Here is a 25468-nt window from a genome sequence, read left to right on the forward strand (position 1 = left end):
GGCGATGACGGCCCGCGGACTCTTCGTCGTCGGCACCGACACCGGTGTCGGCAAGACGCTGGTCGCGGCCGGCCTGCTGCGCGCGTTCGCGCGCCGGCGCGCGCGGGTGGTCGGCATGAAGCCGGTGGCCGCCGGCGCGATCCCGCATCCCGGCATTGCGGGCGACGGCTGGGCCAGCGAGGACGCGCTGGCGCTGCGGGCCGCGTCGACGATCACCGTGCCCGCGGCGCTGGACAACCCGGTGCTGCTGCCCGAGCCGCTGTCGCCGCACCTGGCGGCCGAACGGGCCGGCCGGCGCATCGAGCTCGACGCGCTGATCGCGAGTTATCACGCGCTGGCCGCGCAGGCCGACGTGGTGGTCGTCGAAGGGGCCGGTGGCCTGCTGGTGCCGCTGTCCGACACGGCCACCGGCGGTGACCTGGCCGTCGCGCTCGGCCTGCCGCTGCTGCTGGTGGTCGGCATGCGCCTGGGCTGCCTGAACCACGCGCTGCTGACCGCCGAGGCCATCGCCGCGCGCGGCCTGGTGCTCGCCGGCTGGGTTGCCAACCGGATCGACCCGGACATGCTGTGCGGCGATGAGAACGTCGCGACCTTGCGCCGCCGCCTGCCCGCGCCGCTGTGGGCCGACGTGCCCCATCGGCCGGACGGTGCGCCCGCCGCCCGCCCCCTGCCACTCGACGAGACCCAGATCGATGACTTCCTGGCTCGATGACTTCGACACCCGCCTGGCCGAGCTCGATGCCGCCGGCCTGCGCCGCCGCCGCCGCGTAGTGCAGCCGGCGGCGCCGGCCGAGGCCAGCAGCACGCGGCTGATCGTCGACGGCGAAGAACTGCTGGCGTTCTGCAGCAACGACTACCTGGGGCTCGCCGGGCATCCGGCGCTGGTCGACGCGCTGTGCGCGGGCGCGCGCGAGGCAGGCGTCGGCTCGGGCGCGTCGCCGCTGGTCAGCGGCCATTCGGTCGCCAACGCCGAACTGGAGCGGGAGCTCGCGGCCTTCACCGGCCTGCCGCGCGCGCTGTACTTCTACGCCGGGTACGGCACCAACATCGGCATCGTGCCGGCGCTGGTCGGCGCCGGCGACGCGCTGCATTCGGACGCGCTGAACCATGCCTGCCTGATCGACGGCGCGCGGCTCGCCCGCGCGAGCATCCACCGCTACCCGCATGCCGACCTCGCTGCGCTGGACGCGGCGCTGGCCGCGAAGCCCGCGCGCCGGCAGCTGGTGATCAGCGACGCGGTGTTCAGCATGGACGGCGACGTCGCCGACCTGCGTGCGCTCCTCGCGCTGTGCGAGCGCCACGATGCGCTGCTGCTGATCGACGATGCGCACGGCTTCGGCGTGCTGGGCCCGCAGGGGCGCGGCGCGCTCGCGGCGGCGGGACTCACCGGCGCGGCCGCCTCGCGCCGCGTGCTCTACATGGCCACGCTCGGCAAGGCGCTCGGGGTGGCCGGCGCGTTCGTCGCCGGCGACGAGACGCTGATCGAGTGGCTGCTGCAGAAGACCCGCAGCTACATCTTCGCCACCGCCGCGCCGGCGCCGCTGGCGCAGGCCCTGCGCGCGAGCCTGAGGCTCGCCGAGGCCGAGGACTGGCGGCGCGAGCGGCTGCGCTCGCTGATCGCGCGCCTGAAGAACGGCCTCGCCGGCCTGCCGTGGTCGCTCACCGAGTCGCCGACGCCGATCCAGCCGCTGGTGATCGGCGGCAACCGCGAGGCGCTGGCGGTGATGGAGGCCTTGCGCGAACGCGGCCTCTGGGTGCCGGCGATCCGCCCGCCGACGGTGCCCGAGGGCAGCGCGCGGCTGCGCATCACCTTGAGCGCGGTGCACCGCGACGAGGACGTCGACCGGCTCGCCGAGGCGCTGCACACCATCGCGCGCAGCCCCGCGCTGCGCGGCCGCGGCCTGCCCGCCTGAGATCAGGCGGCGCAGCGGGGGTCCGGATCAGCGGTTCGGCGCGCGGGCCGGCGCCCGGTCGTCCGGGCCGGCGTCCATCCAGGCGACCAGGAAGGCCCGGCTGGCCGGGTCGGCGGCCACCGTCGCGTAGACCGCACGCGGCGCTTCCCCGTTCCGCGTCAGCCGCAGCGCGCGGGGCGCGGGGCGGCCCTCGCTCGCGGGCGTCAGCGCGGCGCGCAGCGCGAGGGCACTGTCAGGCGCGAGGAAGGCGTACAGCGACTGCCCGAGCAAGCCGTCGCGCTCGCCGCCCAGCAGCGCGGCGCCGGTCAGGTTGAGCTCGAGCAGCGCACCGCCGGCATCGATGGTGAAGCAGCCGACCGGCGCCGACTCGTACAGCTGGATCTGCCGGCTCAGCGCCGCCTCCAGCTCCGAGCGCGCGCCCCGCAATTCCTCCGTCTGCAGGTCGAGCTCGACCTGGTGCACCTGCAGTTCGTGCAGCAGGGCGAGCGCGTCGGCCGCCGTCGACGGCGACGAGGCCAGCTCGTAGAGCACGGCCAGGGCCTGCGACGCGCTGCCGTGCGCGTTCCGGCCATCGCCGGTCAGCCGGGAAACGGCGCGCTCGCGCAGGTCCGGCGGAGCCGCTGTTGGAGGAGTCTTCGGCATGGGCGTGGTCTCGCTCGGCGCCAGGGCGCCGGCCGATGCCGACTCTACGCCTTGCGCAGGCGCGACTCGAGTTCCTTCGCGGTCGTGATGTCGACGAAGGTGATCACCGCGCCCTGGATCACGTTGGCCAGGGTGCGGTAGGGCATGATGCGCACGGAGTACCAGCGCCCGTCGTTGGTGGTGATCTCCTTCTCCGAGAACGCCAGCGTGCGCAGCGTCTCCTTCGCGTCGGCGCAGAGCTGCGGATAGATCAGCGTGGTGGCCAGGTCGCTGAGCGGCCGGCCGATGTCGCCCTCGCGCAGGTGGATGACGCGGGTGGTGCGGTCGGTGAAGCGGCGCACGTTGAGGTCGTTGTCCAGGAACAGCGTGGCGATGTCGGTGCTGTTCAGCAGGTTCTGCATGTCGCTCTGGGCCAGCGCGAGATCGTCGAGCTTGGACTGCAGCTCGTTGTTGATCGTCTGCAGTTCCTCGTTCATCGACTGCGCTTCCTCCTTGGAGGTGGTCAGCTCCTCGTTGGCCGACTGCAGCTCCTCGTTGGTCGACTGCAGCTCCTCGTTCGCGGCCTGCAGCTCCTCCTGCGACGCGTGCATCTCCTGGCGCAGCGCGCGGATCTCCTCCTGGGCGCGGATCAGCGCGTTGTCGAGCGCGGGGTCGCTCGCGCCCGCCGCGCCTTTGCGTCGCCGGCGCGCCGGCGGCGACGCGGGCACGTCGCGAAAGACGATCATCGCCATGCCCCTGAGCGCCTTGGGCTCCTGGAGCCCCTGCACGGTCACGTCCACCACCTCGGCCTGCGCCTGTCCTTCGAGCCGCAGGCCGTGCAGCTCGACGACCCTGTTCTCGTGCAGGGCGGTGCGCAGGGCCACCGCCAGCTGCGCCCGGATGCCCGGGCGCGCCATGACGTGGATGTTCCAGTTGGCCTTGCCTGCGGCCGGCTCGAGGTACTTGCCCGTGCGCCCGCTGATGTAGACGATGTCGCCGCTGTCGTTGACCAGCACGGCCGGCGGCGAGTACGCCTGCAGCAGCAGCTCGTCGGCGAGCGCCTGCAGGTTCGTGGGAGGGGCGCTCGAGAGGGGCACGTCGGACTCCTGCGCCTTCGTGGGCAGCGGTGAGCGGCGATGGACGGGGAAGTGCAGCGCGTTGGCGCCCAGGCCATTGTCGCTGCGCCAGTACAGCCGCGCCTTGGGCTGCACGGGCCTGAACAGGGCCTGCGAGCGCCCGATCGTCTCCGAGCTGCCGAGCAGCAGCAGGCCGCCCGGGTTCAGGCAGTAGTGGAAGAGCGGCATCAGCCGCTGCTGCAGCGGCGGGCCGAAGTAGATCAGCAGGTTGCGGCACGACAGGATGTCCAGCCGCGTGAAGGGCGGATCGAGGATCACGTCGTGCTGCGCGAACAGCACCATCTCGCGCAGGCCCTTGTCGACCAGGAATTCGCCCTCGCGCGCGCTGAAGAAGCGCTCCAGGCGCTCGGGCGACACGTCGTTGGCGATCGACGCCGGATAAACGCCCCGCCGGGCCACGGCGATGGCATCGGCGCTGAGGTCGGTGGCAAAGATCTGCAGCGTGCGGTGGCGGTGCTCGGGCTGCGATTCGGCGGCCTCCTTGAACACCATCGCCAGCGAATAGGCCTCCTCGCCGGTCGAACAACCTGCCACCCAGGCGCGCAAGGGGCGGTCCTCGGCGGCACGGCGCTCCAGCAGCTGGGGCAGCGCGATGTCGCCGAGCTCCTTCCACGCGGCCGCGTCGCGGAAGAAGGACGTCACGCCGATCAGCAGTTCCTTGAACAGCAGGTCGAGCTCCTGCGGGTTCTCGCGCAGGAACGCCTCGTAGTCGGCCATCGTGGCCAGGCCGTGCACGGCCATGCGGCGTTCGATGCGCCGGACCAGGGTGCTGGACTTGTAGGACGTCAGGTCGCGCTTGCTGCGCTGGTGCAGCAGCCCGAGGATCGTGGCCAGCGGGGCGTGGTCGGAGGCCTCGCCGTCCGCCGGCCGGGTCGTTGCCGGGATGCCCAACCCGACCACGCCCAGGATGCGCCCGGGCAGCTCGCCGGCGGGGGCGACGATGTCCACGCAGCCGGCGGCGATGGCCTTGCTTGGCATCGAGTCGAACTGGGCCGTCTCGGGCTGCTGCGCCAGGGTCAGGCCACCCTGCGTCTTGATCGCCTGCAGGCCCAGGGTCCCGTCGGAGCCCATGCCGGACAGCACCACGCCGATGGCCCGCTCGCCCTGGTCGCGCGCGAGCGAGGCGAACAGCACATCGACCGGCAGCCGCATGCCGCGCGGTTGCATCGGGTCGGCCAGCTGAAGCAGGCCGCCGGCGACGGTGAGCTCGGCATTCGGCGGAATCACGTACACCCGGTCCGGCTCGATGCGCAGGGCCTGCGTGGCCTCGCGCACGGGCATCGGCGTCGCCCGCTGCAGCAGTTCGCCGAGCATCGCCTTGTGCGTCGGGTCCATGTGCTGCACGACGATGTACGCGAGCCCGCTGGCGGCCGGCACCTGGGCCAGGAACAGCTCCAGCGGCTCCAGCCCGCCGGCAGACGCGCCGAGACCGACGATGCGGGGAGATTCGGCGCCGGCGCCCTGCCGGCCGCCGTTCGCTGGACTGCCCATGCGCGAGTATGGGACCCAAACCGCGCCGCCCAGGTCGGGCGCACCGATGCGACGGACCAGCGAGCTGGCCTCGACCCCCATGGCAGCAGAGGGGTTGGGCCGGAAAGCGCCGCGACTGATCAAAATCAGTCAGCCCGCGCTGGCCGGCGGTACAAGGACGCAGGCCTGACCGGTTCCAGGGAGACTGCCATGACCATGACCGCCGACGTGCAGGGGAACCGCCTGCTCGCTGCGCTGCCGCAGGCCGACCGCGAGCGCTGGCTGGCCCGGCTGGAACCGGTCATGCTGCGCCGCGACCAGGTCCTGTACGACGCGGGTGTCGCGCCGTCCCACGCCTACTTTCCGACCACGGCCATCGTCTCGCTGATGTACATCGAGGCCGATGGCGCGTCGACCGAAACCGCCGTCGTCGGTCGCGAGGGCCTGGTCGGCGCGGCGCTGCTGCTCGGCGGCGAATCGACGTGCGGCCGGGCCGTCGTGCGCCGTGCCGGCGAAGGGTTCCGGATCGGTGCGCAGGCGATCAGCGAAGAGTTCACCCGCAGCGCCGACGTCACCCGGCTGCTGCTGCGCGGCCTGCAGGCGCAGATCACCCAGACCGCCCAGACCAGCGTGTGCAACCGCCACCACACCATCGGCCAGCAGCTCTGCCGCTGCCTGCTGATGACGCACGACCGCAGCGTCAGCGACACGCTCGACCTGACGCAGGAAACCCTGGGCACCCTGATCGGCGTGCGCCGCGAAAGCGTGACGCAGGCGGCGCTGCAGCTGCAGGACGCGGGCCTGATCCGGTATGGCCGCGGGCACATCCGCATCCTGGACCGGGCCGGCCTGGAGCGCGCGGCCTGCGAGTGTTATGAAGTGGTCCGGCGCGAGTACGACCGGCTGCTGCCACCGCCGCGGCGAGCGCCCGCGCCGCCCACCGACACCATGGCGGCCGAGCCGCGGCGCGCCCGCGGGCGCGTTCACGCCTGAGCGTGCGCAGCCGCGCGGGCCGCCACCGTCACCGATGCGATCGACCCTCCATCATTTCGAACGCCACCGCACCGACCGGATCGGCTGGCTGCGGGCCGCGGTGCTCGGCGCCAACGACGGCATCGTCTCGACGGCCAGCCTCGTCCTGGGGGTGGTGGCGGCCGGTGCCAGCCACGACAACATCCTGGTGACCGGTGTCGCGGGCCTGGTCGCCGGCGCGATGTCGATGGCCGCCGGCGAATACGTCTCGGTGCATTCGCAGGCCGACACCGAGAAGGCCGACCTGTCGCGTGAGCGCACCGAGCTCGACAGGGACCCGGACGCCGAGCTGCGCGAGCTGTCGGCCATCTACGTCGCCCGCGGCCTCGACCCCGCGCTCGCGGCGCAGGTGGCGGGCCAGCTGATGGCGCATGACGCGCTCGGCGCGCACGCGCGCGACGAGCTCGGGATCTCCGAGACGCTCAGCGCGCGCCCGCTGCAGGCCGCGCTGGCCTCCGCCGCCAGCTTTGCGGTCGGTGCCGCCCTGCCGCTGGGGGTGACGGCCCTCGTGCGCGGGCCGGGCCTGCAGGCCTGGGTGTCGGTCACCTCGCTCGGGTTCCTGGCGCTGCTGGGGGCGGTGGCCGCCAAGGCCGGCAATGCCGGGGTGCTGGCGAGCGCGTCCCGCGTCACCTTCTGGGGTGCGCTGGCAATGGCCGTCACCGCCGGCGCGGGGATGCTGTTCGGCGCGGTGGCGTAGCTTGCGCCGGCGCAAGAACGACCCGCGGGTGACGCCTGCGGGCCGCAGCTGTGTTCGCCACCGCACAGGCGCCGGACGGCGGTGCGGTCATATTGCGCCGAAGGGCACCCTGGGGTGCTGCACGGAGGTCCCATGCGATCGCTCCCGTTGGACGACAGGCGAAGCGGCGGCGCATTCAGCGTGCTGCATCGACCCCTCCCGTCGGAGGCTGCTGAACCGGAGAGCGCGCGCGCGCCGTCGGTCGACATCCTCTCGCTGGTGGCGCACGAGCTGCGCAATGGCTTGCTGCCGCTGCGTCTGGCCGCGGCGCAGATCGACGCCGCCCGGGTCGACGCCAAGCGCCTGACCCGATTGCGCTTCACCATCGAGCAGCAGGTCGACCACCTGTCGGGGCTGATCGGCGACCTGCTGGACGTCTCGCGCGCCAGGAACGGCAAGCTTCGGCTGGCGTGCCGCCCGCTGGACGTGGCCACCATCCTGGCGCGCTGCGTGGCGGACTGCCGGCCCCGCATGGCCGCCCATGCGCAGCACCTGGAGGTGCGGGTGCCGGCCGGGCCGCTGCCCCTCAGCGGCGATCCGGAGCGGCTGGTGCAGGTCTTCGACAACCTGCTCGACAACGCGTGCAAGTACACCCCGCCCGGCGGCCGCATCGTGCTCTGCGCGGCCCTGATGCCCGACGGCGTCGAGGTGAGCGTCTGCGACGACGGCATCGGCATCGCGGCGGAGGCCCTCGGCCGCGTCTTCGAGCCGTTCGTGCAGGTGGACACGGCCGTCGGCTTCAACGGCGCCGGACTCGGCATCGGCCTGTCGGTGGTGCGCGAGCTGGTGCAGGCGCACGGCGGCCAGGTCATTGCGCGCAGCGCCGGACCCGGGCTGGGCAGCTGCTTCACGATCACGCTCCCGTTCGCAGGCCCGCCGCGGACGGTCGCACAGGAGGAATCGAGATGAACGGCATCCGGATCGTGGCCATCGTGTTGATCGTCGCCGGCGCGCTGGGGCTGGCCTACGGCAGCTTCAGCTACACCAAGGACACCCACAAGGCCAAGCTCGGGCCGATCGAGTTGTCGGTGAAGGAGCGCGAGACCGTCAACGTGCCGGTGTGGGCGGGCGTCGGGGCCATCGTGATCGGCGGCCTGCTGCTCGTCTTCGGCGACCGCAAGCGTTGAGCAGTCTCCCTCAGGGCCGGACGGCCATCTCGGTGCGACCTTGGCCCGCGCCGGCGCGGTCGGCCGGCGGGCGCAGGCGCAGTGAAACCACGGCGAACGATGCGCCCAGGAGAGCGCCGGCCAGCACGTCGAGAACCACGTGCTGGCGAATCGCCACGGTCGACCAGACGATGGCCAGGACCCACGCGAGGTTGATGCCGCGCAGCGTGAGCGGGGCCGCGGACGCCTTCAGGACCTGGTCGATCCACGCCGCCGTGAACAGCGCGAACGCGACGTGCATCGACGGGCACGCGTTGCCCGCGGCATCCATGCCTCTGAGCAGCCGCAGCGCGGACCCGCCCGCGAGCTCGGCCGCCTGCGGCGGCACGACGGTCGGCCAGCAGAGGAAGATGCCCAGGCCGGTCACGCCGAGGCCCGCCGCCCAGAGGGCGTAGGACCGCAGCTGGCGCAGCGTCGGCAGCAGGCCCGGCGCGATGCCGACATAGAACCACAGCGACACATACGCCACGAGCATCGCGGGCTGGAAGGGGATCAGCGCGTCGAGCGCCGTCAGCGGCATGACCGTCGCCAGGGAGGTCGGGTGCTGGAGCAGGCGGAAGTAGGCGACGAAGAACACCGCGATGAACGCGGTGATGCAGAACAGCTTCGGCAGGAACAGGCAGCGCAGGCGTCGCGACAACGCCGCCCGCCATCGCGGTGCCGGCTCGGCGATGGCGTGGCGGCCGGTCAACGCTTCGTGAACCACGAATCGGTGGCCTTGTTTTCCCACGCGGCCAGCTGCTTCTCGACCTCTTCCTTGGCCAGGCCGTAGCGCTCCTGGATCTTGCCGGCGAGCTGTTCGCGGTGCCCGGCCACGACATCGATGTCGTCGTCGGTCAGCTTGCCCCATTCCGACTTCACCTTGCCCGTGACCTGCTTCCAGTTCCCCTTGATGCGATCCCAGTTCATGACATGCGTCCTTCGCGTCGGTGGATGGGCACGGCGCCCACGTCCGCCCGCGAGGCCGCCGCGAGGGTGCATGGCGGCGCGGGCACTGCCGTGCATTGGGACGCAGCGCGGGCGATCGTTCTGTGCGCAAGCGAACGCAGCACGCGTCCCGATGGACGCCGCGCCGTCAAACGTCTGAGGCGATCTCGCGCATCGCCGCGTGCGCGGACCAGGGCCACGCCGGCGTCACCGGCAGCCAGCCGCGCAGGCTGTTGACGAAGGCGAGCGCCCGCGCCTGCGGCAGCTCATCCAAGCGCACCACTGCTTCGCGGACCCGGCCGCCGCGCAGCGCCGCGGCGCGGCCGATGCCGTCGAGCAGGCCGCAGCGCAGCGGCGGCGTGACCCACGTGCCGTCGGCGCGCTGCACGCAGACGTTGCCGCGGGTGAACTCGGTGAGCTCGCCGGCGTCGTTCCACAGCAGCGTGTCGAAGACGTCGGCCTCGCGCGGCGCGAAGCGCTCGTAGTGCGCGCGCCGCGTGGTCTTGAAGCGCACGAACTCGCTGGTCGCGATCGGCGCGTCGGCCAGCTGCACGCGCGGCGGCGGGCCGGCGTGGTCCGCATGCGCGAACGCTTCGAGCGATGGCGTGCCGGCGACGTCCAGCAGCAGCCGCACGCGCCATGTGCCCTGGCGGTGCGTGGCGGCGAGCGCATCGAGCGCGGCCTGCACGAGCGCCGCATCGAAGGCGAAGCCGAAGTGCACCGCCGCGCGCTGAAGCCGCGCGACGTGCGCCGCGCGCTCGCGCCATGCACCGCCCTCGAGCCGCATCGTCTCCAGCAACCGGAACGGCTCGCTCGCGCGTTCGACGAAGCCACGTTTGGTCGCCCATTCGCGCCACTCGCCGTCGGCGCGCGCATCGGCGGTGATGCCGCTGCCGAGGCCGCAGCTGGCGCGGTCGCCGGCGAGGCGCACGGTGCGGATCGGCACGTTGAAGGTCGCCGCGCCGCCGGGCTGCACGACACCGACCGCGCCGCAGTACACCCCGCGCGGCCCCGGCTCCAGGCGGCGGATCAAACGCATCGCCTGCACCTTCGGCGCGCCGGTCACCGAGCCGCAGGGGAACAGCGCGGCGAAGACGTCGGCCAGCGTGATGCCGGGCCGCGTGCGCGCCTCGACCACCGAGCTCATCTGCCACACCGTCGGCCAGGCCTGCAGCGCGAAGAGCTGCGGCACGCGCACCGAGTGCAGCTCGGCGACGTGCGAGAGGTCGTTGCGGATCAGGTCGACGATCATCAGGTTCTCGGCGCGTTCCTTCTCCGATGCGCGCAGCGCCGCGGCGTTGGCCGCGTCCTCGTCCGCCGTCGCGCCGCGCGCGGCCGTGCCCTTCATCGGCCGCGCTTCCAGGCGGCGATCGGCCCAGTGGAAGAAGAGCTCGGGCGAGGCCGACAGGACCTGCTCGCCGCCGGCATCGATGAAGGCGGCGAAGGCGCGCGGCTGCGCGCGGCGCAGCGCGTCGAACAGCGCGCGGGCATTCCCTTCGCGCAGCCGGCCATGCACGGTGGCGGTGTGGTTGACCTGGTAGAGCGCGCCGGCGGCGATCGCCTCGAGGATCGCGGCGATGTCGGCATCGAAGCGCGCGCGCGGCGGCAGCGTGCCCCAGTCGATGCGTGCGCCGTCGCCTAGCGGCGCGGGCAGCGGCAGCGCGGTCTCGTGCACGCCGAACCAGGCCAGCGGACCGTCGGCCGGATCGTGCGGATGCGTCACCAGCGCGCGGTCGAAGGCCGGCGCGGCTTCGTAGCGCAGGTAGCCGACGCACCAACGGCCCTGCGCGGCCTCGTCCGCCACCGCGTCGAGCACGTGGCGCACGTCGCCCAGCCTGTGGGCCGCGTGCACGCGCAGCGGCGCGCCGAACGCGCAGTGCAGCGCCGGATCGGCGAAGTCGATCAAGGCGTGCAGGGGGGCTTCGGGAGACGGCATGAGGGCGCGCAGTCTAGGGCCTGGCCACGGGGCGGCCGCTGAGCGCGAGGCTCAGGCGGAGACGATCCAGCCTTCGAGCGGATCGACGTTCGCCGGCAGCCCCCAGCCCGGCCGGGCCTGGCCCCAGGCGGCCTGCACCAGGCACAGCGCGGCGTCCAGCGCGTCGCCGCTCGCATCGTCGATCAGCGCGGCGTGCTGCGCCGGCGTGAGGTTCAGCCGCAGCGCCAGGCGCGTGCGGCCCTGCTCCAGCGCCTCGACGAGGTCCTTGCGCGCGATCAGCCGCTCGGCGGTCTGCTTGGCCGCCTCGTCGCTCTTGTACGGGCGCCGCCCGATCAGCTCGCGCGCGAGCAGGCCGGGGTAGGCCTCCAGCGCGATGCGCGGCGCGTCGGCCGCCACGGCCTCGTGCGCCGGGAAGGCGGCGCCGACGCCGCGCAGCAGCGGCACGCCGGCGTGCAGCATCCAGGCCACCGGCGGATTGATCCACTTCATCGACGGGCTGGAACCGGCCGGCCCGTCGCAGGCCCGGTGCGCGAACTTGCCGCCCACCGGCCGCGCATCGCAGAAGGCGACGAAGGCCTCGCGGATCGCCGGCCGCGTCATTCGGGCGTAATGATCGATGCAGGCGGACCAGCCGGTCGGCCAGCCGAGGGTCTCGACCAGCTCGCGCGGCAGCCCGAACGGCAGGTCGAAGCCGCCGGTCCACGCGGGCTGCGCATCGAGCCACGCGGCGAACGCGCCATGCGTCGCGAAGCGCTCCAGCCGCTGCAGTTGCACGACCGCGCCGCGGACGAGGCCGACGGCCACGACCACCGGCTTGCGCTGCGTCGGCGTGCTGGAGAAATCGACGCCGATCAGCATCAGGGCGTGCGGCTCAGGAATGGCGGCGATCGTTCTCGGCGGTGGCGTGGAAGGCCTTCTTCTGCGCGTACATCAGCTTGTCGGCACGGTGCAGCGCGGCCTCCAGCCGCTCGCCGGGCTCGGACACCGCGGTGCCGACCGACAGCGCCAGCGGATCGCCGCTGTGAAACTGGTTGTTCAGCTCGACCAGCTCGTGCACCTGCGCCACCAGCGCGTCGGCCGCATGCTGGTCGCCGCCGGGCACCAGCAGCACGAACTCGTCGCCGCCGATGCGCGCCGCGGTGGCCGGCGCCTCGACCGCCTTGCCCAGCACCTCGCCGGCGCGGCGCAGCAGCGCGTCGCCGGCGCGGTGGCCGCGCTCGTCGTTGACCTGCTTCAGCCCATTGAGGTCGATCACCACCAGCGCCACCGGCTGCACGCCCTTGCGCTCCAGCCGGTTCAGCTCGTCGTCGAAGAACGAGCGGTTGCGCAGCTTGGTCAGCGCGTCGTGCTTGCCGAGGAACTCGAGGTAGCTCTCGGCCTTCTTGCGCGCGGTGATGTCGGTCAGCGACACCTGCACCAGCGACCAGTCGTCCTCGTGCCCCGGCAGCACCGCGAACTGCAGGTGCACGTGCAGCAGCTCGCCGTCGAGCGCGTAGTTCACCGTCTCGCGCTGCTGGAAGAGCTTGCCCTCCCACAGCTCGATCAGCTGCTCGGTGAAGGGTCGCCGCATCTCGTCGCGGAAGACGTCGGGCAGGCGCTTGAGCAGCGTGGCCTTGTCGGGCGCGCGGAACATCGAGAGGGTCTGCCGGTTGACGTCGATCACCCGGATCTCGGCCATGCAGCGCTCGACGAACTCCGGGTGCACGTCGGTGAAGACGCGGAAGTCGGTGATGCCGCGCTCGCGCAGCTCGTCGATCAGGCGCTTGACGGCGCTGAAGTCCTCGACCCACAGCGACACCGGCGAGTGCTCGAACAGGCCCTGCGCGTAGCGCTGGCTGCGTTCGAGCGCGCGGCGCGCCTGCTCGCGCGAGGACTGGTCCTCCAGCGACAGCAGCACGCGGCCCCAGTCCTGCTCATGGCCCGGCAGCACGCGCACCTGCAGCGCGATGTCCAGGCGCCGGCCGTCGAGCGTGTAGTTCACCGTGTCGCTGGCATAGGCCAGCGCGCCGCTCCACAGCTGCACCAGTTCCTCGACGTGGCGGTCCAGCATGTCGTCGCGGAACACGCGGTCGAGGCCGCCGAGCAGCTGGTCGAGGTCCTGGGCGCCGAACAGCTCCAGCGTGCGCCGGTTGACCTGCAGCACCTGGATCTCGCGCGTGCATTCGCGCACGCGGGCCCGGTCGGCGCGCAGGAAGTGGCGCAGGTCCTGCACGCCCTCGGCGCGCCAGCGGTCGAACAGGCGCTTGACGCCGCTGAAGTCCTCCAGCCACAGCGACACCGGCGCCAGCTCGAACATCTGCGCCAGGGCCTGGTCGTTCAGCGGGGCAGGGGTGGTGGACATGGCGGCGCGCAGCGTGACGGGATCGGGGGCCGTCAGTCTCGCACGGCGCCGCGCGGCGGGGACGGCTCGCCGGCGTCCGTGGCCGCGGCCGGATCACACCCCCTGTGGCCCATCCGGGCCATGACGGCCGCGCCACCGCCGAGCACACTGTGCAACATGAACCCGCTGCCGATCTTCTTCCACCACGCCCATCCGCCGATCAGCACGCGCCTGGCGGCGCCGGACTGGCAGTTGCGCCTGCCCGTGCGGCCGGCCACGCCGGCGCCCGCGCCGGCGGCCGCCCCGCTGCAGGTGCGCTACTTCCCGCGCGACCGCAGCGTCTTCGTCGATGGCGAGTACCTGATCAAGGGTGTCGCCGGCGCGATCTTCTGGAAGCTGGCGCGCCGCCAGGCCGAACGGGCCGAAGCACACTTCACGACGCGCGAGCTGCGCCTGGCCGCCGGCGAGCTCGGCCTGCCCGAGGTCAAGGACAACGTCGACGTGCGCCTGCTGCTGCTGCAGCGGCGCCTGGCCGAACGCGACGGCCCGCTGCGCATCGAACGCACCAGCCGCGGACGCTACCGCTTCGAGGTCGGCGGCCGGCGCCTATGCCTGCAGAGCGAAGCCCCCTGACCGGCGATCCGGCTACGCCAACGCCAGCGCGATCACCCCGCCGGCGATGCAGGCCGCGCCCAGCAGCCGCAGGCCGCGGTCGGTTTCGCCGAGCAGCCGGCCGCCGATCAGCGCGGCGAACAGCATCGACACCTCGCGCGCCGGCGCCACGTGCGACAGCGGGGCCTGCTGCGCCGCGTACAGCACCAGCACGTAGCCGACCGGGCTGATCGCAGCCAGCAGCAGCGCGCCGCGCCAGCGGGTGCGCCATTCGTTCGCCACGCCGGCGCGGTCGGTCCAGGCCTCGGGCAGCTGGAGCGGGATGCGCAGCACGTTGTTCATCCAGTCGACGAGGATCGGCGAGACCAGCGCCACCTTCACCGCGTAGCCATCGATCACCGTGTAGCCGGCGATCAGCACGCCGGTGGCACCGCCCCAGGCCAGGCCCGCGCGCACGCGCTGGCGCTGCGCGGGATCGTGGGCCGCGCTCCACAGCGCCGGCCCGCCGGCGATGAGGAACACGCCCGTGGTGATGCCCAGCACGCCGGCGATGCCCTGCGCGCCCAGCGTCTCGCCCAGCAGCAGCGCGGCGCCGAAGCTCGCCACCAGCGGCCCGGTGCCGCGCGCGACCGGGTAGACCACCGTCAGGTCCGCCGCCCGGTAGCCGGCCAGCAGCGTGCGGAAATACCACCAGTGCACGAAGGCGCTGGCCGTCATCAAGCCCCATTCCAGCGCGCCCCAGCGCGGCACCGCGTCCCAGGCCAGCCACAGCCCCAGCGGCGCCCACAGCACCAGGATGAAGACGGAACACAGCAGCGGGAAGTGCGGGCCGGCGTTGATCTTCTTCGCGACGATGTTCCAGGCGGCGTGCAGCAGCGCGGCGACCAGCACCAGCGCGAGGGCGGACAAGGGCATCGGGCGATTGTCGTGGCGCGGCGCAGCACTGTTGCCTTGCCGACGCGCACTACAGTGCGCGCATGAGCTTCACGACGAACCCCGACCTGGTCCACGTGCTGCGCGGCGGCGCGGTCGAATCCTTCCACCGCGGCGCGCTGGCGGTCGTCGATGCCGGGGGCGCCGTGCGCGCTTCCCTGGGCGACATTCACCGGCCGATCTTCCCGCGCTCGGCGGTCAAGGTGCTGCAGGCACTGCCGCTGGTGGCCAGCGGCGCGGCCGAGGCGCTCGGCCTGACGGACGAGGAACTCGCGCTGGCCTGCGCCTCGCACCGCGGCGAGCCGCGCCATGCCGAGACCGCACGTTCGATGCTGGCGAAGGCCGGCCTCGACGCCGGCGCGCTCGAATGCGGCGCACACTGGCCCTACGACGAACCGGCGATGCGTGCGCTGGCCGCCGCCGGCTTGCAGCCGAGCGCGCTGCACAACAACTGCTCCGGCAAACACGCGGGCTTCGCCTGCGTCGGCTGCCTGATGGCGCGGGCCGCCGGCACCGAGCCGGCCGCGTACCTGAAGGGTTATGTGAAGCCGGACCATCCGGTGATGCGCGAGGTCACTGCCGCGCTGCAAGCGACCACCGGCGCCGACCTGTCCAACGCGCCGGTCGGCACCGACGGCTGCTCGATCCCCACGTACGCGGTCCCGCTGCGCGCGCTGGCGCTGGCCTTCGCGCGCATCGGCACCGGCCAGGGCCTGTCGGCTGGCCACGCGTCAGCCGCGCGCCGGCTGCGCCAGGCAGTCGCCCGCGCGCCCTTCTTCGTCTCCGGCAGCGGCCGCTTCGACACCCGCGTGATGGAGCGCTTCGGCGAACGGGTGTTCTGCAAGGTCGGCGCCGAAGGCGTCTACTGCGCCGCGCTGCCCGGGCTCGGCCTGGGTGTCGCGATCAAGATGGACGACGGCAATACCGCCCGTGCCGTCGAGGTGACGATGGCCGCGGTGATCGAGGCGCTGCTGCCGCTGGACGACGGCGAGCGCCACTTCCTGCGCGACCTGAGCGACGTGGTGCTGAAGAACTGGAACGGCATCGAGGTCGGCGCGCTGCGGGCGAGCGAAGGCCTGCGGGCGGCGCTGGCGCGCTGACGCTCACTCGAACGGGTAGCGAACGCCCGCCTGCGCGCGGATCGCATCCATCCAGCGCAGCGTCGCGATCGTTTCGGCCAGCGGCATCACCTCGCTCTGCAGCCGCCCGGCGCGGATGCACTGCATCGCGTCGATCACCTCGTACTCGAAGCCGTTGAGGCCGAACGGCGCGTCGACCCCCACCGGGGCATCGTCGCCGCGCTGCAGCACCACCCGCTGCGCCTCCCAGAAGCGCTCGGGGAAGTGGATGACGCCGTCGCGGCCGAAGAGGCGCAAGCCGTTGTCGGCGTGGCCGTCGAAGCCGCAGACGAACTGCGAGGCGAGGCCGTCGGCGAAGCCCAGCAGCACCGACAGGCGCTGGTCGACGCCGCTCGGGCTCTTCAGCGCATGCACATGCATCGCCGGCGCTTCGTCGATGGCGAACCGCGCCTCGCGCAGCGCCCAGCGGGTGGCGCTGAGGTTGTAGATGCCGATGTCCAGCAGCGCGCCGCCGGCCTGCGCGGGGTCGTGCGTGCGCGACGTCGGGTCGTAGGGGGTGTCAAAGCAGAAGCTCGACTGCAGCGCGCGCAGCGGGCCGATCGCACCCTCGCGCAGCCAGCGCCCCGCCTGCGCGTACGCGGGCAGGAAGCGGGTCCAGAGCGCTTCCATCAGGAAGACGCCGCGCTCGCGCGCCAGATCCGCGAGGCGCTGCGCGGTGGCCGCATCCGTCACCAGCGGCTTCTCGCACAGCACGGGCACGCCGGCCTCGAGGCACGACTGGATCGCACCGGCATGGAAGGCATGCGGCGTCGCGATGTAGACCGCGTCCAGCCCCGGCTCGGCCAGCAGCGCGGCGATCGACCCGGTGGCGCGCACCGGCGCCTTGTCCGGGCGTTGCCAGGTGCGGGCAAACGCCGTCGCGCGTGCCAGGTCGCGGCCCTGCACCACCGCCAGCCGGCTGTCGGGCAGCCGCTGCACCGCGTCGGCGAAGCGCTGCGCGATGCGGCCGGGGCCGATCAGGCCCCATGCAAAATGTTCAGCCATGCGCGCGATTGTGTCGTTCCCGATGCTGGCGGTGCTGTCGGCGTTGGCGGCAGGGCCGGGCGTCGCGTCCGAGCCCGCGTGCACGGTGGTCGTCGGCCACGGCCGCAACCTGTCGCTGTCGGACCACGAGGCCAATACCGCGTGGAACCAGCTCAACAACCGCTTCAATGCGCAGGTGGCCGGGCGGCTGCAGGAGGCGGGGCTGCGCGTCGTGCGGCTGCCGCTGCCGGTGGAGTCGCGCGACATGCCGGCCAACGCCACGTCCATCCTCGACCGCGCGCAGGATGCCGGCTGCGACCGCGTGCTGGAGACGACGATCTTCGCCGACGACGCGGCGCGCACGCTGGTCGTGCGCCTGCGCGGCCACCCGATCCGGCGCGTGCGCAACCTCGCCGGCGACGGCGCGCTGCTGGCGATCGGCGAGCCCGACTTCAGCACGCAGCGCGACATGACGCTGGACCTGCGCAGCTTCGATCGCCTGGCGCCCGACGCGCTGGCCCGCGAGATGGCCGCTGACTTCGTGCGTCAGCATCCGCCGCCGCCGGCGGCGTCCGCTGCGCGCTGACCGGCGCTGGGCCGCTTCCGATGACCGCCGCGCCGCACCGCCTCGATCCCTACAGCCTGCACCTGTTCGTGCGCACGGTGCAGGCCGGATCGATCGCCCGGGCCGCCGGGCGCGAGCACATCGCCGCCTCCGCGCTGAGCCGGCGCCTGGCCGAGCTGGAACGTGCGCTCGGTGCGCCGCTGCTGATCCGTTCCGCGCGTGGCGTGCGGACGACCGACGCCGGCGCGCTGGTGCTCGCGCGCGGCGAGGCGCTGGAGCGCGACCTGCAGGCGCTGGCGCGCGAGGTGCAGGCGCTGTCGGGCGCGGTCGCCGGCACCTTGCGGCTGGCGGTCAACGCGTCGGCCGTGATCGGCCGCCTGCCCGAGCGGCTGCAGGCCCTGCGCGCCGCGTTCCCGCTGCTGCAGATCGCGCTGCAGGAGCGCACCAGCGCCGAGGTGATCGCCGCCTGCGAGGACGACCGCGCCGATGTCGGCATCGCGGTCGCGCCGGCGCCGCCGCCGGCGGGGCTGCAAGCCTGGCCGTTCGCCGCCGACGAGCTGCTGGTCGTGCTGCCGGCCGGCCATGCGCTGGCCGCGCGGCCGCGGCTGCGGCTGGCCGAGCTGCTCGCGCATCCGCTGGTCGGCCTGCAGGCCGGCGGCGCGCTGGACGGGCTGCTGCAGGAACGCGCCGCGGCGCTGGGCCGGCCGCTGGCGCTGGCCGTCAGTGTCAACAGCTTCGACGGCGCGTGCCGCATGGTCGAGGCCGGCCTCGGGCTGACCATCGTGCCGGCCAGCGCCGCGGCGGCGTACGCCGGTTCGCGCCGCTTCGTGCGGCGGCCGCTCGACGAAGCCTGGGCGCGGCTCCAGCTGCAGGTGCTTGCGCGCCTGCTGCAGCCACGGCCGCGCGCGGTGCAGGCGCTGATCGAGGCCTTGAGAGATGACGGGGAGAACGGATGACGACGACGCAGAACGACGCGGTGCAGGTCGGCATCGGCGTGCTGGTGCAGCGCGGTGGCCGCGTGCTGCTGGGCCGGCGCCGCGGCGCGCACGGCGCCGGCGACTGGGCGCTGCCGGGCGGCCACCTGGAATTCGGCGAGACCATCGAGGCCTGCGCCGCCCGGGAGCTCGCCGAGGAGACCGGCCTCGTCGCCACGCGCTTCGAGCGCGGGCCGTACACCAGCGACGTCTTCACGACGCCGCGGCGCCACTACCTGACGCTGTTCCTGCTGGCGCACGACGTGGCCGGCGAGCCGCAGGTGCTGGAGCCGCACAAGTGCGAGGGCTGGCAGTGGTTCGACTGGCACGCGCTGCCGCGGCCGCTGTTCGCGCCGCTGGCGAACCTGGTGGACAGCGGCTGGCAGCCACCGGGCGCCTGAGCTGGTGCGCGCTCTGCCGCGGCGAATGAGCCGGGCGCGGGAAGCGCGCTAGGCTTCGGCTCCTCCATCATGCTGGGAGATGCGACGTGCCGCTCGACATGCCACTCGTCTGGTCCGACCGCCTCGACGATGTCGACTGGGAAGAACTGTCCGCGCTGTACCGCGCGGCGCCGCTGGGCAACAAGAGCGCCGACTGGCTGCGCGAGGCCTTCGGCAACAGCCGCATCCGCTGCTTCGTGCGCGACGGCGGCCGGCTGGTCGGCGCGGGTCGCGCCTTGAGCGACGGCGTCGACTGTTCCTACCTCTGCGACATCGCGGTGATGCCCAGCCACCAGGGCTCGGGCCTGGGCAAGCAGCTCGTCGGCACGCTGGTCGAGCGCTCGAAGGGGCACCGCAAGATCATCCTCTACGCGGTGCCGGGCCGCGAGCCCTTCTACCGCAAGTTCGGCTTCCGCCGCATGCGCACCGCGATGGCCATCTTCGAGGATCCGGCCGGCGCCTTCGAGCGCGGCTACCTCGACGACGACGCCTGAATTCCCCCATGTCGATCACGCTGCACCACTGCATCAGCGCCCGTTCCTTCCGCCCGCTGTGGCTGCTGGAGGAACTGCGCCTGCCCTACGACCTGCGCATCTGGCCCTTCCCGCCGCGGGCACGGGACAAGCGCTACTTCGAGCACAACCCGCTCGGCACCGTGCCGGCCTTCTTCGACGGCGACACCCGCATGAGCGAGTCGGCCGCGATCTGCCAGTACCTGGCCGAACGCCACTCTCCGCGCGCGCTCGACGTGGCGATCGACGAGCCGGCGCGCGCCGACTACCTGAACCTGCTGCACTTCGGCGAGGCGACGCTGACCTTCCCGCAGACGCTGGTGCTGCGCTACCGTCGCTTCGAGCCCGACGAGCGCAAGCAGCCGCAGGTGGCCGACGACTACACGAAGTGGTTCCTCGCGCGGCTGCGCACGCTGCAGCCGCGGCTCGAAGCGGCCGAGTGGTTGTGCGCCGGTCGCTTCACCGCGGCCGACATCTCGGTGGGCTACGCGCTGATGCTCGCCGGCTTCCTGGACCTGGCGCCGCAGTTCACGCCGGCGGTGGCCGCCTACTGGCAGCGGCTGCAGGCGCGCGACGGCTTCCAGCGTGCGCTCGCCGCGCAGGACCGCGCAGCAATCGAGCAGGGCCAGCCGCTGACACCGGCGCCGCTGGCCTGAAGCAGCCGTGAAGGCGCGTCCAGGCGCGGGGCGATCAGCCGAGCGCGCGGATCAGCGCCATCGCCGCGGCCGGCGCCTTCTCCTTGGCGCCGCTGATGAAGAACATGAAGACGTCGCGCGGCGCGGCGTGCGCGGCCGGTGCCGGCTCGATGCGCGGCAGGCCCTCGGGCTCGCCGCCGTCGCGCCAGCGCCGGGCGCAGGCCGCGAGCGGCGGGAAGACCTCGGGCGCGCAGCCCTCGGGCTGGCTCGATTCGGTGCGCATCATGCGGGTGTAGACGAAGTCGCCGGTCAGGTCGGGGATCGGCGGGTAATCGTCGGCATCGGTGAACACCGTGGCCACGCCGTAACGGCGCGCCAGCGCCAGGTACTCGGCGCAGCGGAAGCTCTCGTGCCGCACGTCCATCGCGTGGCGCAGCGGGCGGCCGCTCACTTCGGCCGGCAGCAGCTTCAGGAAGGCCTCGAAGTCGGCGGCGTCGAAACGTTTGGTCGGCGCGAACTGCCAGACGATGGGGCCCAGCTTGCTGCGCAGCTCGGCGATGCCGCTGTTGACGAAGAAGCGCACCGAGTCGCCGGCCTCGGCCAGCACGCGCCGGTTGGTCGACAGGCGGTGGGCCTTCAGCGAGAACACGAAGCCCTCGGGGGTTTCGTCGTGCCACTTCGCGAAGGTGGCCGGCTTCTGCGTGCTGTAGTAGGTGCCGTTGATCTCGATCGCGGTGAGGTGGCGGCTGGCATATTCCAGCTCGCGGCTCGCCGGCCAGCCCTTCGGGTAGAAGTTGTCGCGCCAGGGTTCGAAGGTCCAGCCGCCGACACCGACGCGGATGCCGCCGGCGGTTGGGTTTGCGGGCGTATTCATCGGCCGCAGAATACCGAAGCGCTCCTGCTAGCCTGCTGCCAACGACGATGAATGCCGTGCTGCTGATCGGTCTGGCCCTGACGCTGGTCGCGACCACGCTGCTGTGGCGGCGCCAGCGCGCGCTGCGCCGCCAGGCCCACATCCGCGACTTCGTGCTGCCCAAGGGCCTGTTCGACCGGCTGCGCATGCACCATCCGCAGCTGACGCCGAAGGACTGCCAGCTCGTCGCACACGGCCTGCGGCAGTTCTTCCTGGCCTGCCTGAAAAGCGGCCGGGCGCCGGTGGCGATGCCCTCGCAGGTGGCCGACGACCTGTGGCACGAGTTCATCCTCTACACCCGGGCCTACCAGGACTTCTGCCGCCGCGCCTTCGGCCGCTTCCTGCACCACACGCCGGCGATCGTGCTGGGGCCGCAGCGCGACCGCAACGCCGGCCTGCGGCGCTGCTGGTGGCATGTGTGCCACGAGGAGCACATCGACCCGCGCGCGCCGTTGCGGCTGCCGCTGCTGTTCGCGCTGGACACCAAGCTGGGCATCGCCGGCGGCTTCCGCTACGTGCCCGATTGCAGGGGGCCGCGCCGGCTCGACGACGGGGCCGCCGCCAGCGGCACGACGCACTGCGCGGCCGATTTCCACAGCGACAGCATCGATGGCGGCACCGCCGGCTTCGGCGATGACAGCCCCGGCAGCCCCGCCAGCAGCGACGGCGGCTCGTCCGACGGCGGTTGCAGCGGCGGCGGCTGCAGCAGCGGCGGAGGCGACTGATGAGCGCATTGTCGAAAGAGGACCTGGCCGAGCTGGCCGCCGCGAAGGCGTTGCTGGAAACGCCCGGCATCGCGGCCAAGGCGGCGAACCTGCTCGGCACGCCGATCGAGCGCGGTTTTGCGCTGCTGCCCGTGGGCTGGCGCGATCGCCTCGGCCAGGCCACGCGCGATGCGCTGCTGGCCTCGCTGAAGGGCGCGCTGCTGACGATGCAGCCGCATGCGCCGTCGCCGGCGCGGCCGAACTGGCACAAGCTGGCGGCCGCCGCCAGCGGCGCGGCCGGCGGCGCCTTCGGGTTGCCGGCGCTGATCCTCGAGCTGCCGGTGTCGACGACCATCATCTGCCGCTCGATCGCCGACATCGCGCGCGCCAACGGCGAATCGCTGGACACGCTGCCGGCGAAGCTGGCCTGCATCGAGGTCTTCGCGCTCGGCGGCCCGACCGCCGGCGACGACGCCAGCGAGACCGGCTACTTCGCGATGCGCTCGGCGCTGGCGCAGGCCGTCAGCGAGGCCGGCGAGTACCTGCTCAGGCACGCCGTGATGCAGGACGGCGCGCCGGCGCTGCTGCGGCTGATCGGCCTCGTCGCGACGCGCTTCAACATCCAGGTGTCGGAGAAGGCCGCGGCGCAGGCGGTGCCGATCATCGGCGCGGCCGGCGGCGCGCTGATCAACCTGCTGTTCATCGACCATTTCCAGGACGTCAGCCGCGGCCACTTCACCGTGCGCCGGCTCGAGCGCCGCCATGGCGAGCAGGCGGTGCGCGAAGCGTATCAACGATTGTGAGCGGCCAACAAACTGGCGCAGCGGGGGTATGCCGGCCGCGGTATGCTCGCCGGCGCTGTCACAACCCGACACCTGAACCCATGAAACGAGCCTGTTCGCTGCTGGCGCTGGCGGCCACGATGGCCGGCCTGGCGAGCGCCGCCCAGTCCGCCGAGATCACCGTGACGATGAACCTGGTCGATGCCAGCGGCAACGGCGCCGCCGCCGGCACCGTGCGCATCGCCGAAACCCCGTACGGCCTGGCCTTCTACCCGTCGCTGAAGGGCCTGGCGCCCGGCCTGCACGGCTTCCACGTGCACGAGAACCCGTCCTGCGCGCCGGCCACCCCGGCCGGCGGGTCGCCGACCGCCGCGCTCGGCGCCGGCGGCCACCTCGACCCCGCCGGCACCAAGCGCCATGGCGAACCCTGGGGCGACGGCCACCTCGGCGACCTGCCGGCGCTGTACGTCGCGGCCAACGGCGAAGCCGGCAACCCGGTGCTGGCGCCGCGGCTGAAGCTGGCCGACGTGCGCAACCGTTCGCTGATGGTGCACGCCGGCGGCGACAACCATGCCGACCACCCGGCGCCGCTCGGCGGCGGCGGGGCGCGCGTGGTCTGCGGCGTGATCGGGAGCTGAAGATCATGGCGCCCCTGAAGATCCTGGCCGCGGCGCTGTCTTGCGTCGCGCTCGTCGCCTGCGGCGGCGGCGACAGCGGCCCGAACCAGCAGCCCTCGAGCGGCCCGTTCGCGGTGACCCTGCAGTCGGGCGCCCCGGCGGTGATCGCCAGCGAGGGCCTGAGCCTGACGCTGACCGCGGTCGACGACTCGCGCTGCCCGGCCGCCGCGATCTGCGTCTGGGCGGGCGAAGCGGTCGCCCGCATCGGCATCGTGCAGAACGGCCAGGCGCCGGCGAGCCTGTCGCTGTCGACGGCGCCCGACAAGGGCACGGCCAGCTACCGCGGCTACCGCGTCAACCTGGTCGGCGTCGAGCCGTACCCGGTCACCACCACGCCGATCCTGCTGGACCAGTACCGCATCAACCTGCGCATCGACAAGTCCTGACGCAGGGCGTGGTTTTCAGAACCCGGCCTCCTGTGCCGCCGGCAGCCAGTTCACCAGCGGCCCCAGGTCGGTGACCTGGTTGCCGAAGGCCGGCCCCAGCACGTAGAGCCGGCCGCCCTGGCTGCCGATGTAGGTGGCGGTCGCGGGGTAGAAGCGGTAGTAGTAGCCGCTCGCGTGGCCGCTGATCGCGTGGCCGGCGAAGTACTCGGGGTAGAAGCGCTCGGCGAAGTTGAACAGGCGATCGCTGGTGAGGGCGTCGGCTCCGCCGCTGCCGCCGGCGCTGCCGATGGCGCCGACCACCAGCCCGCGCGGCGCGCCCAGCCGGTCGTAGGCCGCCTGCTGCGCCACCGCCATCGCGATGCCGGCCAGCGGTGCGCTGGCGGTCGGCAGCAGCGCGGCGATCACGCTGCCGCCGAGCCGGCCGAGCGCCGACGCATCGACCGCGCCGCCGGCCACCGGCGCCGCCGTCGCGCCGCTGCCCGGCAGCTTCGATCGGCTGCCTTCGTTCAGCGCGCTGCAGCCGTCGACGGGCAGCAGCTGCCCGCCGTTCCACCAGTAGTTCGCATCGTGCGTGCGGCTGGCCGTGCCGCCGGTGATGTTCAGCGGGCAGGGCACGACACCCCCGCTGCCGCGCCCGAAGTGTCCGCCGAGCGACGCGAACACGTTGTTCGCGACCAACAGGTTGCCGCTGCGCAGCACGCGGTTGACCGGCGCCGGTGCGTTGGCGCCGACCCCCCAGCAGGGGTCGACGGTCACGTAGTCCTGCTGCGCCGCGTCCCAGAACTGGCAGTCGCTGCCGGCGCCGTCGGCCGCGCCGAGCACGCGGCTGTCGTGCAGGCGGATCGCGTCGCCGCCGAAGATGACCCCGCCGTCGGACGGCGGTTGGTAGCCGGCCGTGAAGACGATGGTATTGCCCACCGCGGCGCAGTCCTGGCAGCCGCTGAATTCCAGCGCCGACTCGCGCGCATCGACGATCAGGTTGTTGCGCGCGACGGTGCGCAGCGCCTCGTAGTCCCAGCGGCCGTCCGCCGAGAAGTAGTAGGTGGCGTCGGTGTCCTCGCCGCCGAGCTCGACGCGGCGCACGCGGTAGAAGCTGTTGCTGTCGTAGAGCACGTCGATCGAGCCGCCCTTGGCCTCGATGCCGAGTCCGCCCCCGCTGTGCGCGATCAGGCTGCGGCAGATCGCCGCACGGTGCACGCCGACCAGGTCGATGCCGTGGCGCGTGGTCTGGTTCACCTGGCTGTCGAGCACCCACAGGTCCTGCACCTGGTTGAACTTCATGCCGTCCATCGACAGGCTCTCGCTCGACTCGCCGTCGCGCTCGTGGTGGTCGAACAGGTTCTGCACCGTGACCCGGCGCACGAGGACGTGGTGCGAGGGTTCATAACGCCCATAGACAGCGGCGTTCAGCTGGCCGTTGACGACGGCGCTGGTGCGCGCGCCGATCGCGGCGCCGGCGACGTGGATGCCCGCCGCGGCCTGCAGCGGCTGCGGATCGGCATGGGTGCCCGTCTGGGCGTTCCACGCGCCGACGCTTTCGGGCCCGATCGTCACGCCGTCGATCGCGATGTACGAGACGCCGAGCAGGTTGATGCCGTGGCCGAGGCGGGTCGCATTCGGCCGCGTGTCCGTGGCCTTCAGCCAGATCGGGTTCGCGGCGCCGCGCTGCAGGCGCTGCGCGTAGATCTCCGCGCCGGTGTTGTCGGCGTAGAAGCCGGGCGCGAGGCGGATGCGCACCGGCTGGTTCGCCAGCGAGGCCTGCGCCTGCAGCAGCGCGGCCCGGATGCCGGCCGTGCCCTGCGCGGGCGTGACGTCGAGGTTGACCCAGGCGGCCTCGGCGATTGCATCGACGAAGCCGCCGTCGTCGCAGGTCGCGGCGGGCGCGGTCAGCGGCAGCCCGAGAGCGCCGGCGAGGGCGCAGGAGGTCCAGCTCGGCAGGCGCATCGGGGGTCCTTCGGCAGCCTCGGATGCGCCGT

General features: G+C 73.0%; 28 protein-coding genes. 17 read left to right on the forward strand and 11 right to left on the reverse strand.

Annotation, left to right across the window (positions count from 1 at the left end):
• Window positions 1–4 precede the first annotated feature (4 nt).
• Complete coding sequence (bioD, locus tag P1K89_RS27705) at window positions 5–712, forward strand: dethiobiotin synthase (protein WP_284619771.1); 708 nt, start codon at window positions 5–7, stop codon at window positions 710–712.
• Window positions 693–1913 (forward strand): 8-amino-7-oxononanoate synthase, encoded by a 1221-nt coding sequence (gene bioF / locus P1K89_RS27710; protein WP_284619772.1) that lies wholly within the window; start codon window positions 693–695, stop codon window positions 1911–1913. The genes bioD and bioF overlap by 20 nt, the downstream gene beginning before the upstream one ends.
• A gap of 27 nt (window positions 1914–1940) precedes the next feature.
• Here bioF and P1K89_RS27715 read toward each other — a convergent pair whose 3' ends face one another.
• Both P1K89_RS27715 and P1K89_RS27720 read right to left on the reverse strand, forming a co-directional pair.
• Window positions 1941–2555 carry a PAS domain-containing protein gene (locus tag P1K89_RS27715; RefSeq protein WP_284619773.1) on the reverse strand — a complete coding sequence of 205 codons (615 nt, stop codon included), beginning with the start codon at window positions 2553–2555 and terminating at the stop codon, window positions 1941–1943.
• A gap of 44 nt (window positions 2556–2599) precedes the next feature.
• Window positions 2600–5161 carry a chemotaxis protein CheB gene (locus tag P1K89_RS27720; RefSeq protein ID WP_284619774.1) on the reverse strand — a complete coding sequence of 854 codons (2562 nt, stop codon included), beginning with the start codon at window positions 5159–5161 and terminating at the stop codon, window positions 2600–2602.
• 189 nt (window positions 5162–5350) lie between these two features.
• On the opposite strand from P1K89_RS27720, the gene P1K89_RS27725 reads away from it, so the two are divergent.
• From P1K89_RS27725 to P1K89_RS27740, 4 genes are all read left to right on the forward strand, one after another.
• Complete coding sequence (locus P1K89_RS27725; RefSeq protein WP_284619775.1) at window positions 5351–6133, forward strand: Crp/Fnr family transcriptional regulator; 783 nt, start codon at window positions 5351–5353, stop codon at window positions 6131–6133.
• Between the two features lie 34 nt (window positions 6134–6167).
• Window positions 6168–6869 carry a VIT1/CCC1 transporter family protein gene (locus tag P1K89_RS27730; RefSeq protein ID WP_284619776.1) on the forward strand — a complete coding sequence of 234 codons (702 nt, stop codon included), beginning with the start codon at window positions 6168–6170 and terminating at the stop codon, window positions 6867–6869.
• Between the two features lie 132 nt (window positions 6870–7001).
• A complete protein-coding gene (locus tag P1K89_RS27735) occupies window positions 7002–7817 on the forward strand; it encodes a sensor histidine kinase (protein WP_284619777.1) in 816 nt (271 codons plus the stop codon).
• Complete coding sequence (locus P1K89_RS27740) at window positions 7814–8035, forward strand: hypothetical protein (RefSeq protein ID WP_284619778.1); 222 nt, start codon at window positions 7814–7816, stop codon at window positions 8033–8035. Before P1K89_RS27735 ends, P1K89_RS27740 begins: the two co-directional genes overlap by 4 nt.
• Window positions 8036–8045: 10 nt before the next feature.
• Here P1K89_RS27740 and P1K89_RS27745 read toward each other — a convergent pair whose 3' ends face one another.
• The 5 genes from P1K89_RS27745 to P1K89_RS27765 form a co-directional block, all read right to left on the reverse strand.
• A complete protein-coding gene (locus tag P1K89_RS27745) occupies window positions 8046–8780 on the reverse strand; it encodes a phosphatase PAP2 family protein (protein ID WP_284619779.1) in 735 nt (244 codons plus the stop codon).
• Window positions 8762–8983 carry a CsbD family protein gene (locus tag P1K89_RS27750; protein ID WP_284619780.1) on the reverse strand — a complete coding sequence of 74 codons (222 nt, stop codon included), beginning with the start codon at window positions 8981–8983 and terminating at the stop codon, window positions 8762–8764. Before P1K89_RS27750 ends, P1K89_RS27745 begins: the two co-directional genes overlap by 19 nt.
• Window positions 8984–9149: 166 nt before the next feature.
• A complete protein-coding gene (locus P1K89_RS27755; protein WP_284619781.1) occupies window positions 9150–10937 on the reverse strand; it encodes a chorismate-binding protein in 1788 nt (595 codons plus the stop codon).
• Window positions 10938–10988: 51 nt separating this feature from the next.
• Window positions 10989–11795, reverse strand: coding sequence for a DUF429 domain-containing protein (locus P1K89_RS27760; protein ID WP_284619782.1), 807 nt, complete (start codon window positions 11793–11795; stop codon window positions 10989–10991).
• Window positions 11796–11808: 13 nt separating this feature from the next.
• Complete coding sequence (locus P1K89_RS27765) at window positions 11809–13278, reverse strand: sensor domain-containing diguanylate cyclase (protein WP_284619783.1); 1470 nt, start codon at window positions 13276–13278, stop codon at window positions 11809–11811.
• A 156-nt stretch (window positions 13279–13434) separates the two neighbouring features.
• Here P1K89_RS27765 and P1K89_RS27770 point away from each other — a divergent pair, with 156 nt between their 5' ends.
• A complete protein-coding gene (locus tag P1K89_RS27770; RefSeq protein ID WP_284619784.1) occupies window positions 13435–13890 on the forward strand; it encodes a hypothetical protein in 456 nt (151 codons plus the stop codon).
• Window positions 13891–13902: 12 nt separating this feature from the next.
• Here P1K89_RS27770 and P1K89_RS27775 read toward each other — a convergent pair whose 3' ends face one another.
• A complete protein-coding gene (locus P1K89_RS27775; protein WP_284619785.1) occupies window positions 13903–14784 on the reverse strand; it encodes an EamA family transporter in 882 nt (293 codons plus the stop codon).
• Window positions 14785–14846: 62 nt separating this feature from the next.
• On the opposite strand from P1K89_RS27775, the gene P1K89_RS27780 reads away from it, so the two are divergent.
• Window positions 14847–15902: an asparaginase gene (locus P1K89_RS27780; RefSeq protein WP_284619786.1), complete on the forward strand. Its 1056-nt coding sequence runs from the start codon at window positions 14847–14849 to the stop codon at window positions 15900–15902.
• Between the two features lie 3 nt (window positions 15903–15905).
• On the opposite strand, the gene P1K89_RS27785 is transcribed toward P1K89_RS27780, so the two are convergent.
• Window positions 15906–16925 (reverse strand): Gfo/Idh/MocA family protein, encoded by a 1020-nt coding sequence (locus tag P1K89_RS27785; RefSeq protein WP_284619787.1) that lies wholly within the window; start codon window positions 16923–16925, stop codon window positions 15906–15908.
• On the opposite strand from P1K89_RS27785, the gene P1K89_RS27790 reads away from it, so the two are divergent.
• The 5 genes from P1K89_RS27790 to P1K89_RS27810 all read left to right on the forward strand — a co-directional run bounded on the left by P1K89_RS27790 (window position 16924) and on the right by P1K89_RS27810 (window position 20051).
• Window positions 16924–17490 carry a hypothetical protein gene (locus P1K89_RS27790; protein WP_284619788.1) on the forward strand — a complete coding sequence of 189 codons (567 nt, stop codon included), beginning with the start codon at window positions 16924–16926 and terminating at the stop codon, window positions 17488–17490. The genes P1K89_RS27785 and P1K89_RS27790 overlap by 2 nt on opposite strands.
• Window positions 17491–17510: 20 nt before the next feature.
• The gene (locus tag P1K89_RS27795; protein WP_284619789.1) at window positions 17511–18425 is read left to right on the forward strand and encodes a LysR substrate-binding domain-containing protein; all 915 of its coding nucleotides are present in this window, start codon (window positions 17511–17513) and stop codon (window positions 18423–18425) included.
• Window positions 18422–18844, forward strand: coding sequence for a nucleotide triphosphate diphosphatase NUDT15 (locus tag P1K89_RS27800; protein ID WP_284619790.1), 423 nt, complete (start codon window positions 18422–18424; stop codon window positions 18842–18844). Before P1K89_RS27795 ends, P1K89_RS27800 begins: the two co-directional genes overlap by 4 nt.
• Window positions 18845–18930: 86 nt before the next feature.
• Window positions 18931–19377 (forward strand): GNAT family N-acetyltransferase, encoded by a 447-nt coding sequence (locus P1K89_RS27805; protein ID WP_350082279.1) that lies wholly within the window; start codon window positions 18931–18933, stop codon window positions 19375–19377.
• Window positions 19378–19385: 8 nt separating this feature from the next.
• Complete coding sequence (locus P1K89_RS27810; protein WP_284619791.1) at window positions 19386–20051, forward strand: glutathione S-transferase family protein; 666 nt, start codon at window positions 19386–19388, stop codon at window positions 20049–20051.
• A 34-nt stretch (window positions 20052–20085) separates the two neighbouring features.
• Here P1K89_RS27810 and P1K89_RS27815 read toward each other — a convergent pair whose 3' ends face one another.
• On the reverse strand, window positions 20086–20904 hold the full coding sequence (locus P1K89_RS27815) for a DUF72 domain-containing protein (RefSeq protein ID WP_284619792.1): 819 nt from the start codon (window positions 20902–20904) through the stop codon (window positions 20086–20088).
• A 47-nt stretch (window positions 20905–20951) separates the two neighbouring features.
• Between P1K89_RS27815 and P1K89_RS27820 the strand changes: the two genes are divergently transcribed.
• The 4 genes from P1K89_RS27820 (at window position 20952) to P1K89_RS27835 (ending at window position 23492) form a co-directional block, all read left to right on the forward strand.
• Window positions 20952–21668 (forward strand): glycine-rich domain-containing protein, encoded by a 717-nt coding sequence (locus tag P1K89_RS27820; RefSeq protein WP_284619793.1) that lies wholly within the window; start codon window positions 20952–20954, stop codon window positions 21666–21668.
• Window positions 21668–22450, forward strand: a complete 783-nt coding sequence (locus P1K89_RS27825; protein WP_284619794.1) for an EcsC family protein — start codon at window positions 21668–21670, stop codon at window positions 22448–22450. The genes P1K89_RS27820 and P1K89_RS27825 overlap by 1 nt, the downstream gene beginning before the upstream one ends.
• Window positions 22451–22530: 80 nt before the next feature.
• Window positions 22531–23067, forward strand: coding sequence for a superoxide dismutase [Cu-Zn] SodC (gene sodC / locus P1K89_RS27830; protein ID WP_284619795.1), 537 nt, complete (start codon window positions 22531–22533; stop codon window positions 23065–23067).
• Window positions 23068–23072: 5 nt separating this feature from the next.
• Window positions 23073–23492 carry a hypothetical protein gene (locus P1K89_RS27835; protein ID WP_284619796.1) on the forward strand — a complete coding sequence of 140 codons (420 nt, stop codon included), beginning with the start codon at window positions 23073–23075 and terminating at the stop codon, window positions 23490–23492.
• 15 nt (window positions 23493–23507) lie between these two features.
• On the opposite strand, the gene P1K89_RS27840 is transcribed toward P1K89_RS27835, so the two are convergent.
• Window positions 23508–25436: a hypothetical protein gene (locus P1K89_RS27840; RefSeq protein WP_284619797.1), complete on the reverse strand. Its 1929-nt coding sequence runs from the start codon at window positions 25434–25436 to the stop codon at window positions 23508–23510.
• Window positions 25437–25468: the final 32 nt, after the last annotated feature.

Origin of the sequence: Aquabacterium humicola (assembly GCF_030167915.1) — a bacterium.
Classification (GTDB): domain Bacteria; phylum Pseudomonadota; class Gammaproteobacteria; order Burkholderiales; family Burkholderiaceae_C; genus Pseudaquabacterium; species Pseudaquabacterium humicola.

Excerpts from the sequence above, each read along its gene's own strand:
- P1K89_RS27820 (WP_284619793.1), top strand. The coding sequence starts at position 20,952 with ATGAATGCCGTGCTGCTGATCGGTCTGGCCCTGACGCTGGTCGCGACC.
- bioF (WP_284619772.1), top strand. The coding sequence starts at position 693 with ATGACTTCCTGGCTCGATGACTTCGACACCCGCCTGGCCGAGCTCGAT.
- P1K89_RS27780 (WP_284619786.1), top strand. The coding sequence starts at position 14,847 with ATGAGCTTCACGACGAACCCCGACCTGGTCCACGTGCTGCGCGGCGGC.
- P1K89_RS27730 (WP_284619776.1), top strand. The coding sequence starts at position 6,168 with ATGCGATCGACCCTCCATCATTTCGAACGCCACCGCACCGACCGGATC.
- P1K89_RS27750 (WP_284619780.1), bottom strand. The coding sequence starts at position 8,983 with ATGAACTGGGATCGCATCAAGGGGAACTGGAAGCAGGTCACGGGCAAG.
- P1K89_RS27735 (WP_284619777.1), top strand. The coding sequence starts at position 7,002 with ATGCGATCGCTCCCGTTGGACGACAGGCGAAGCGGCGGCGCATTCAGC.
- P1K89_RS27815 (WP_284619792.1), bottom strand. The coding sequence starts at position 20,904 with ATGAATACGCCCGCAAACCCAACCGCCGGCGGCATCCGCGTCGGTGTC.
- P1K89_RS27840 (WP_284619797.1), bottom strand. The coding sequence starts at position 25,436 with ATGCGCCTGCCGAGCTGGACCTCCTGCGCCCTCGCCGGCGCTCTCGGG.
- P1K89_RS27720 (WP_284619774.1), bottom strand. The coding sequence starts at position 5,161 with ATGGGCAGTCCAGCGAACGGCGGCCGGCAGGGCGCCGGCGCCGAATCT.
- P1K89_RS27835 (WP_284619796.1), top strand. The coding sequence starts at position 23,073 with ATGGCGCCCCTGAAGATCCTGGCCGCGGCGCTGTCTTGCGTCGCGCTC.
- P1K89_RS27825 (WP_284619794.1), top strand. The coding sequence starts at position 21,668 with ATGAGCGCATTGTCGAAAGAGGACCTGGCCGAGCTGGCCGCCGCGAAG.
- P1K89_RS27770 (WP_284619784.1), top strand. The coding sequence starts at position 13,435 with ATGAACCCGCTGCCGATCTTCTTCCACCACGCCCATCCGCCGATCAGC.
- P1K89_RS27740 (WP_284619778.1), top strand. The coding sequence starts at position 7,814 with ATGAACGGCATCCGGATCGTGGCCATCGTGTTGATCGTCGCCGGCGCG.
- P1K89_RS27775 (WP_284619785.1), bottom strand. The coding sequence starts at position 14,784 with ATGCCCTTGTCCGCCCTCGCGCTGGTGCTGGTCGCCGCGCTGCTGCAC.
- P1K89_RS27810 (WP_284619791.1), top strand. The coding sequence starts at position 19,386 with ATGTCGATCACGCTGCACCACTGCATCAGCGCCCGTTCCTTCCGCCCG.
- P1K89_RS27760 (WP_284619782.1), bottom strand. The coding sequence starts at position 11,795 with ATGCTGATCGGCGTCGATTTCTCCAGCACGCCGACGCAGCGCAAGCCG.
- P1K89_RS27715 (WP_284619773.1), bottom strand. The coding sequence starts at position 2,555 with ATGCCGAAGACTCCTCCAACAGCGGCTCCGCCGGACCTGCGCGAGCGC.
- sodC (WP_284619795.1), top strand. The coding sequence starts at position 22,531 with ATGAAACGAGCCTGTTCGCTGCTGGCGCTGGCGGCCACGATGGCCGGC.
- P1K89_RS27795 (WP_284619789.1), top strand. The coding sequence starts at position 17,511 with ATGACCGCCGCGCCGCACCGCCTCGATCCCTACAGCCTGCACCTGTTC.
- P1K89_RS27765 (WP_284619783.1), bottom strand. The coding sequence starts at position 13,278 with ATGTCCACCACCCCTGCCCCGCTGAACGACCAGGCCCTGGCGCAGATG.
- P1K89_RS27790 (WP_284619788.1), top strand. The coding sequence starts at position 16,924 with ATGCGCGCGATTGTGTCGTTCCCGATGCTGGCGGTGCTGTCGGCGTTG.
- P1K89_RS27785 (WP_284619787.1), bottom strand. The coding sequence starts at position 16,925 with ATGGCTGAACATTTTGCATGGGGCCTGATCGGCCCCGGCCGCATCGCG.
- P1K89_RS27755 (WP_284619781.1), bottom strand. The coding sequence starts at position 10,937 with ATGCCGTCTCCCGAAGCCCCCCTGCACGCCTTGATCGACTTCGCCGAT.
- P1K89_RS27800 (WP_284619790.1), top strand. The coding sequence starts at position 18,422 with ATGACGACGACGCAGAACGACGCGGTGCAGGTCGGCATCGGCGTGCTG.
- P1K89_RS27725 (WP_284619775.1), top strand. The coding sequence starts at position 5,351 with ATGACCATGACCGCCGACGTGCAGGGGAACCGCCTGCTCGCTGCGCTG.
- bioD (WP_284619771.1), top strand. The coding sequence starts at position 5 with ATGACGGCCCGCGGACTCTTCGTCGTCGGCACCGACACCGGTGTCGGC.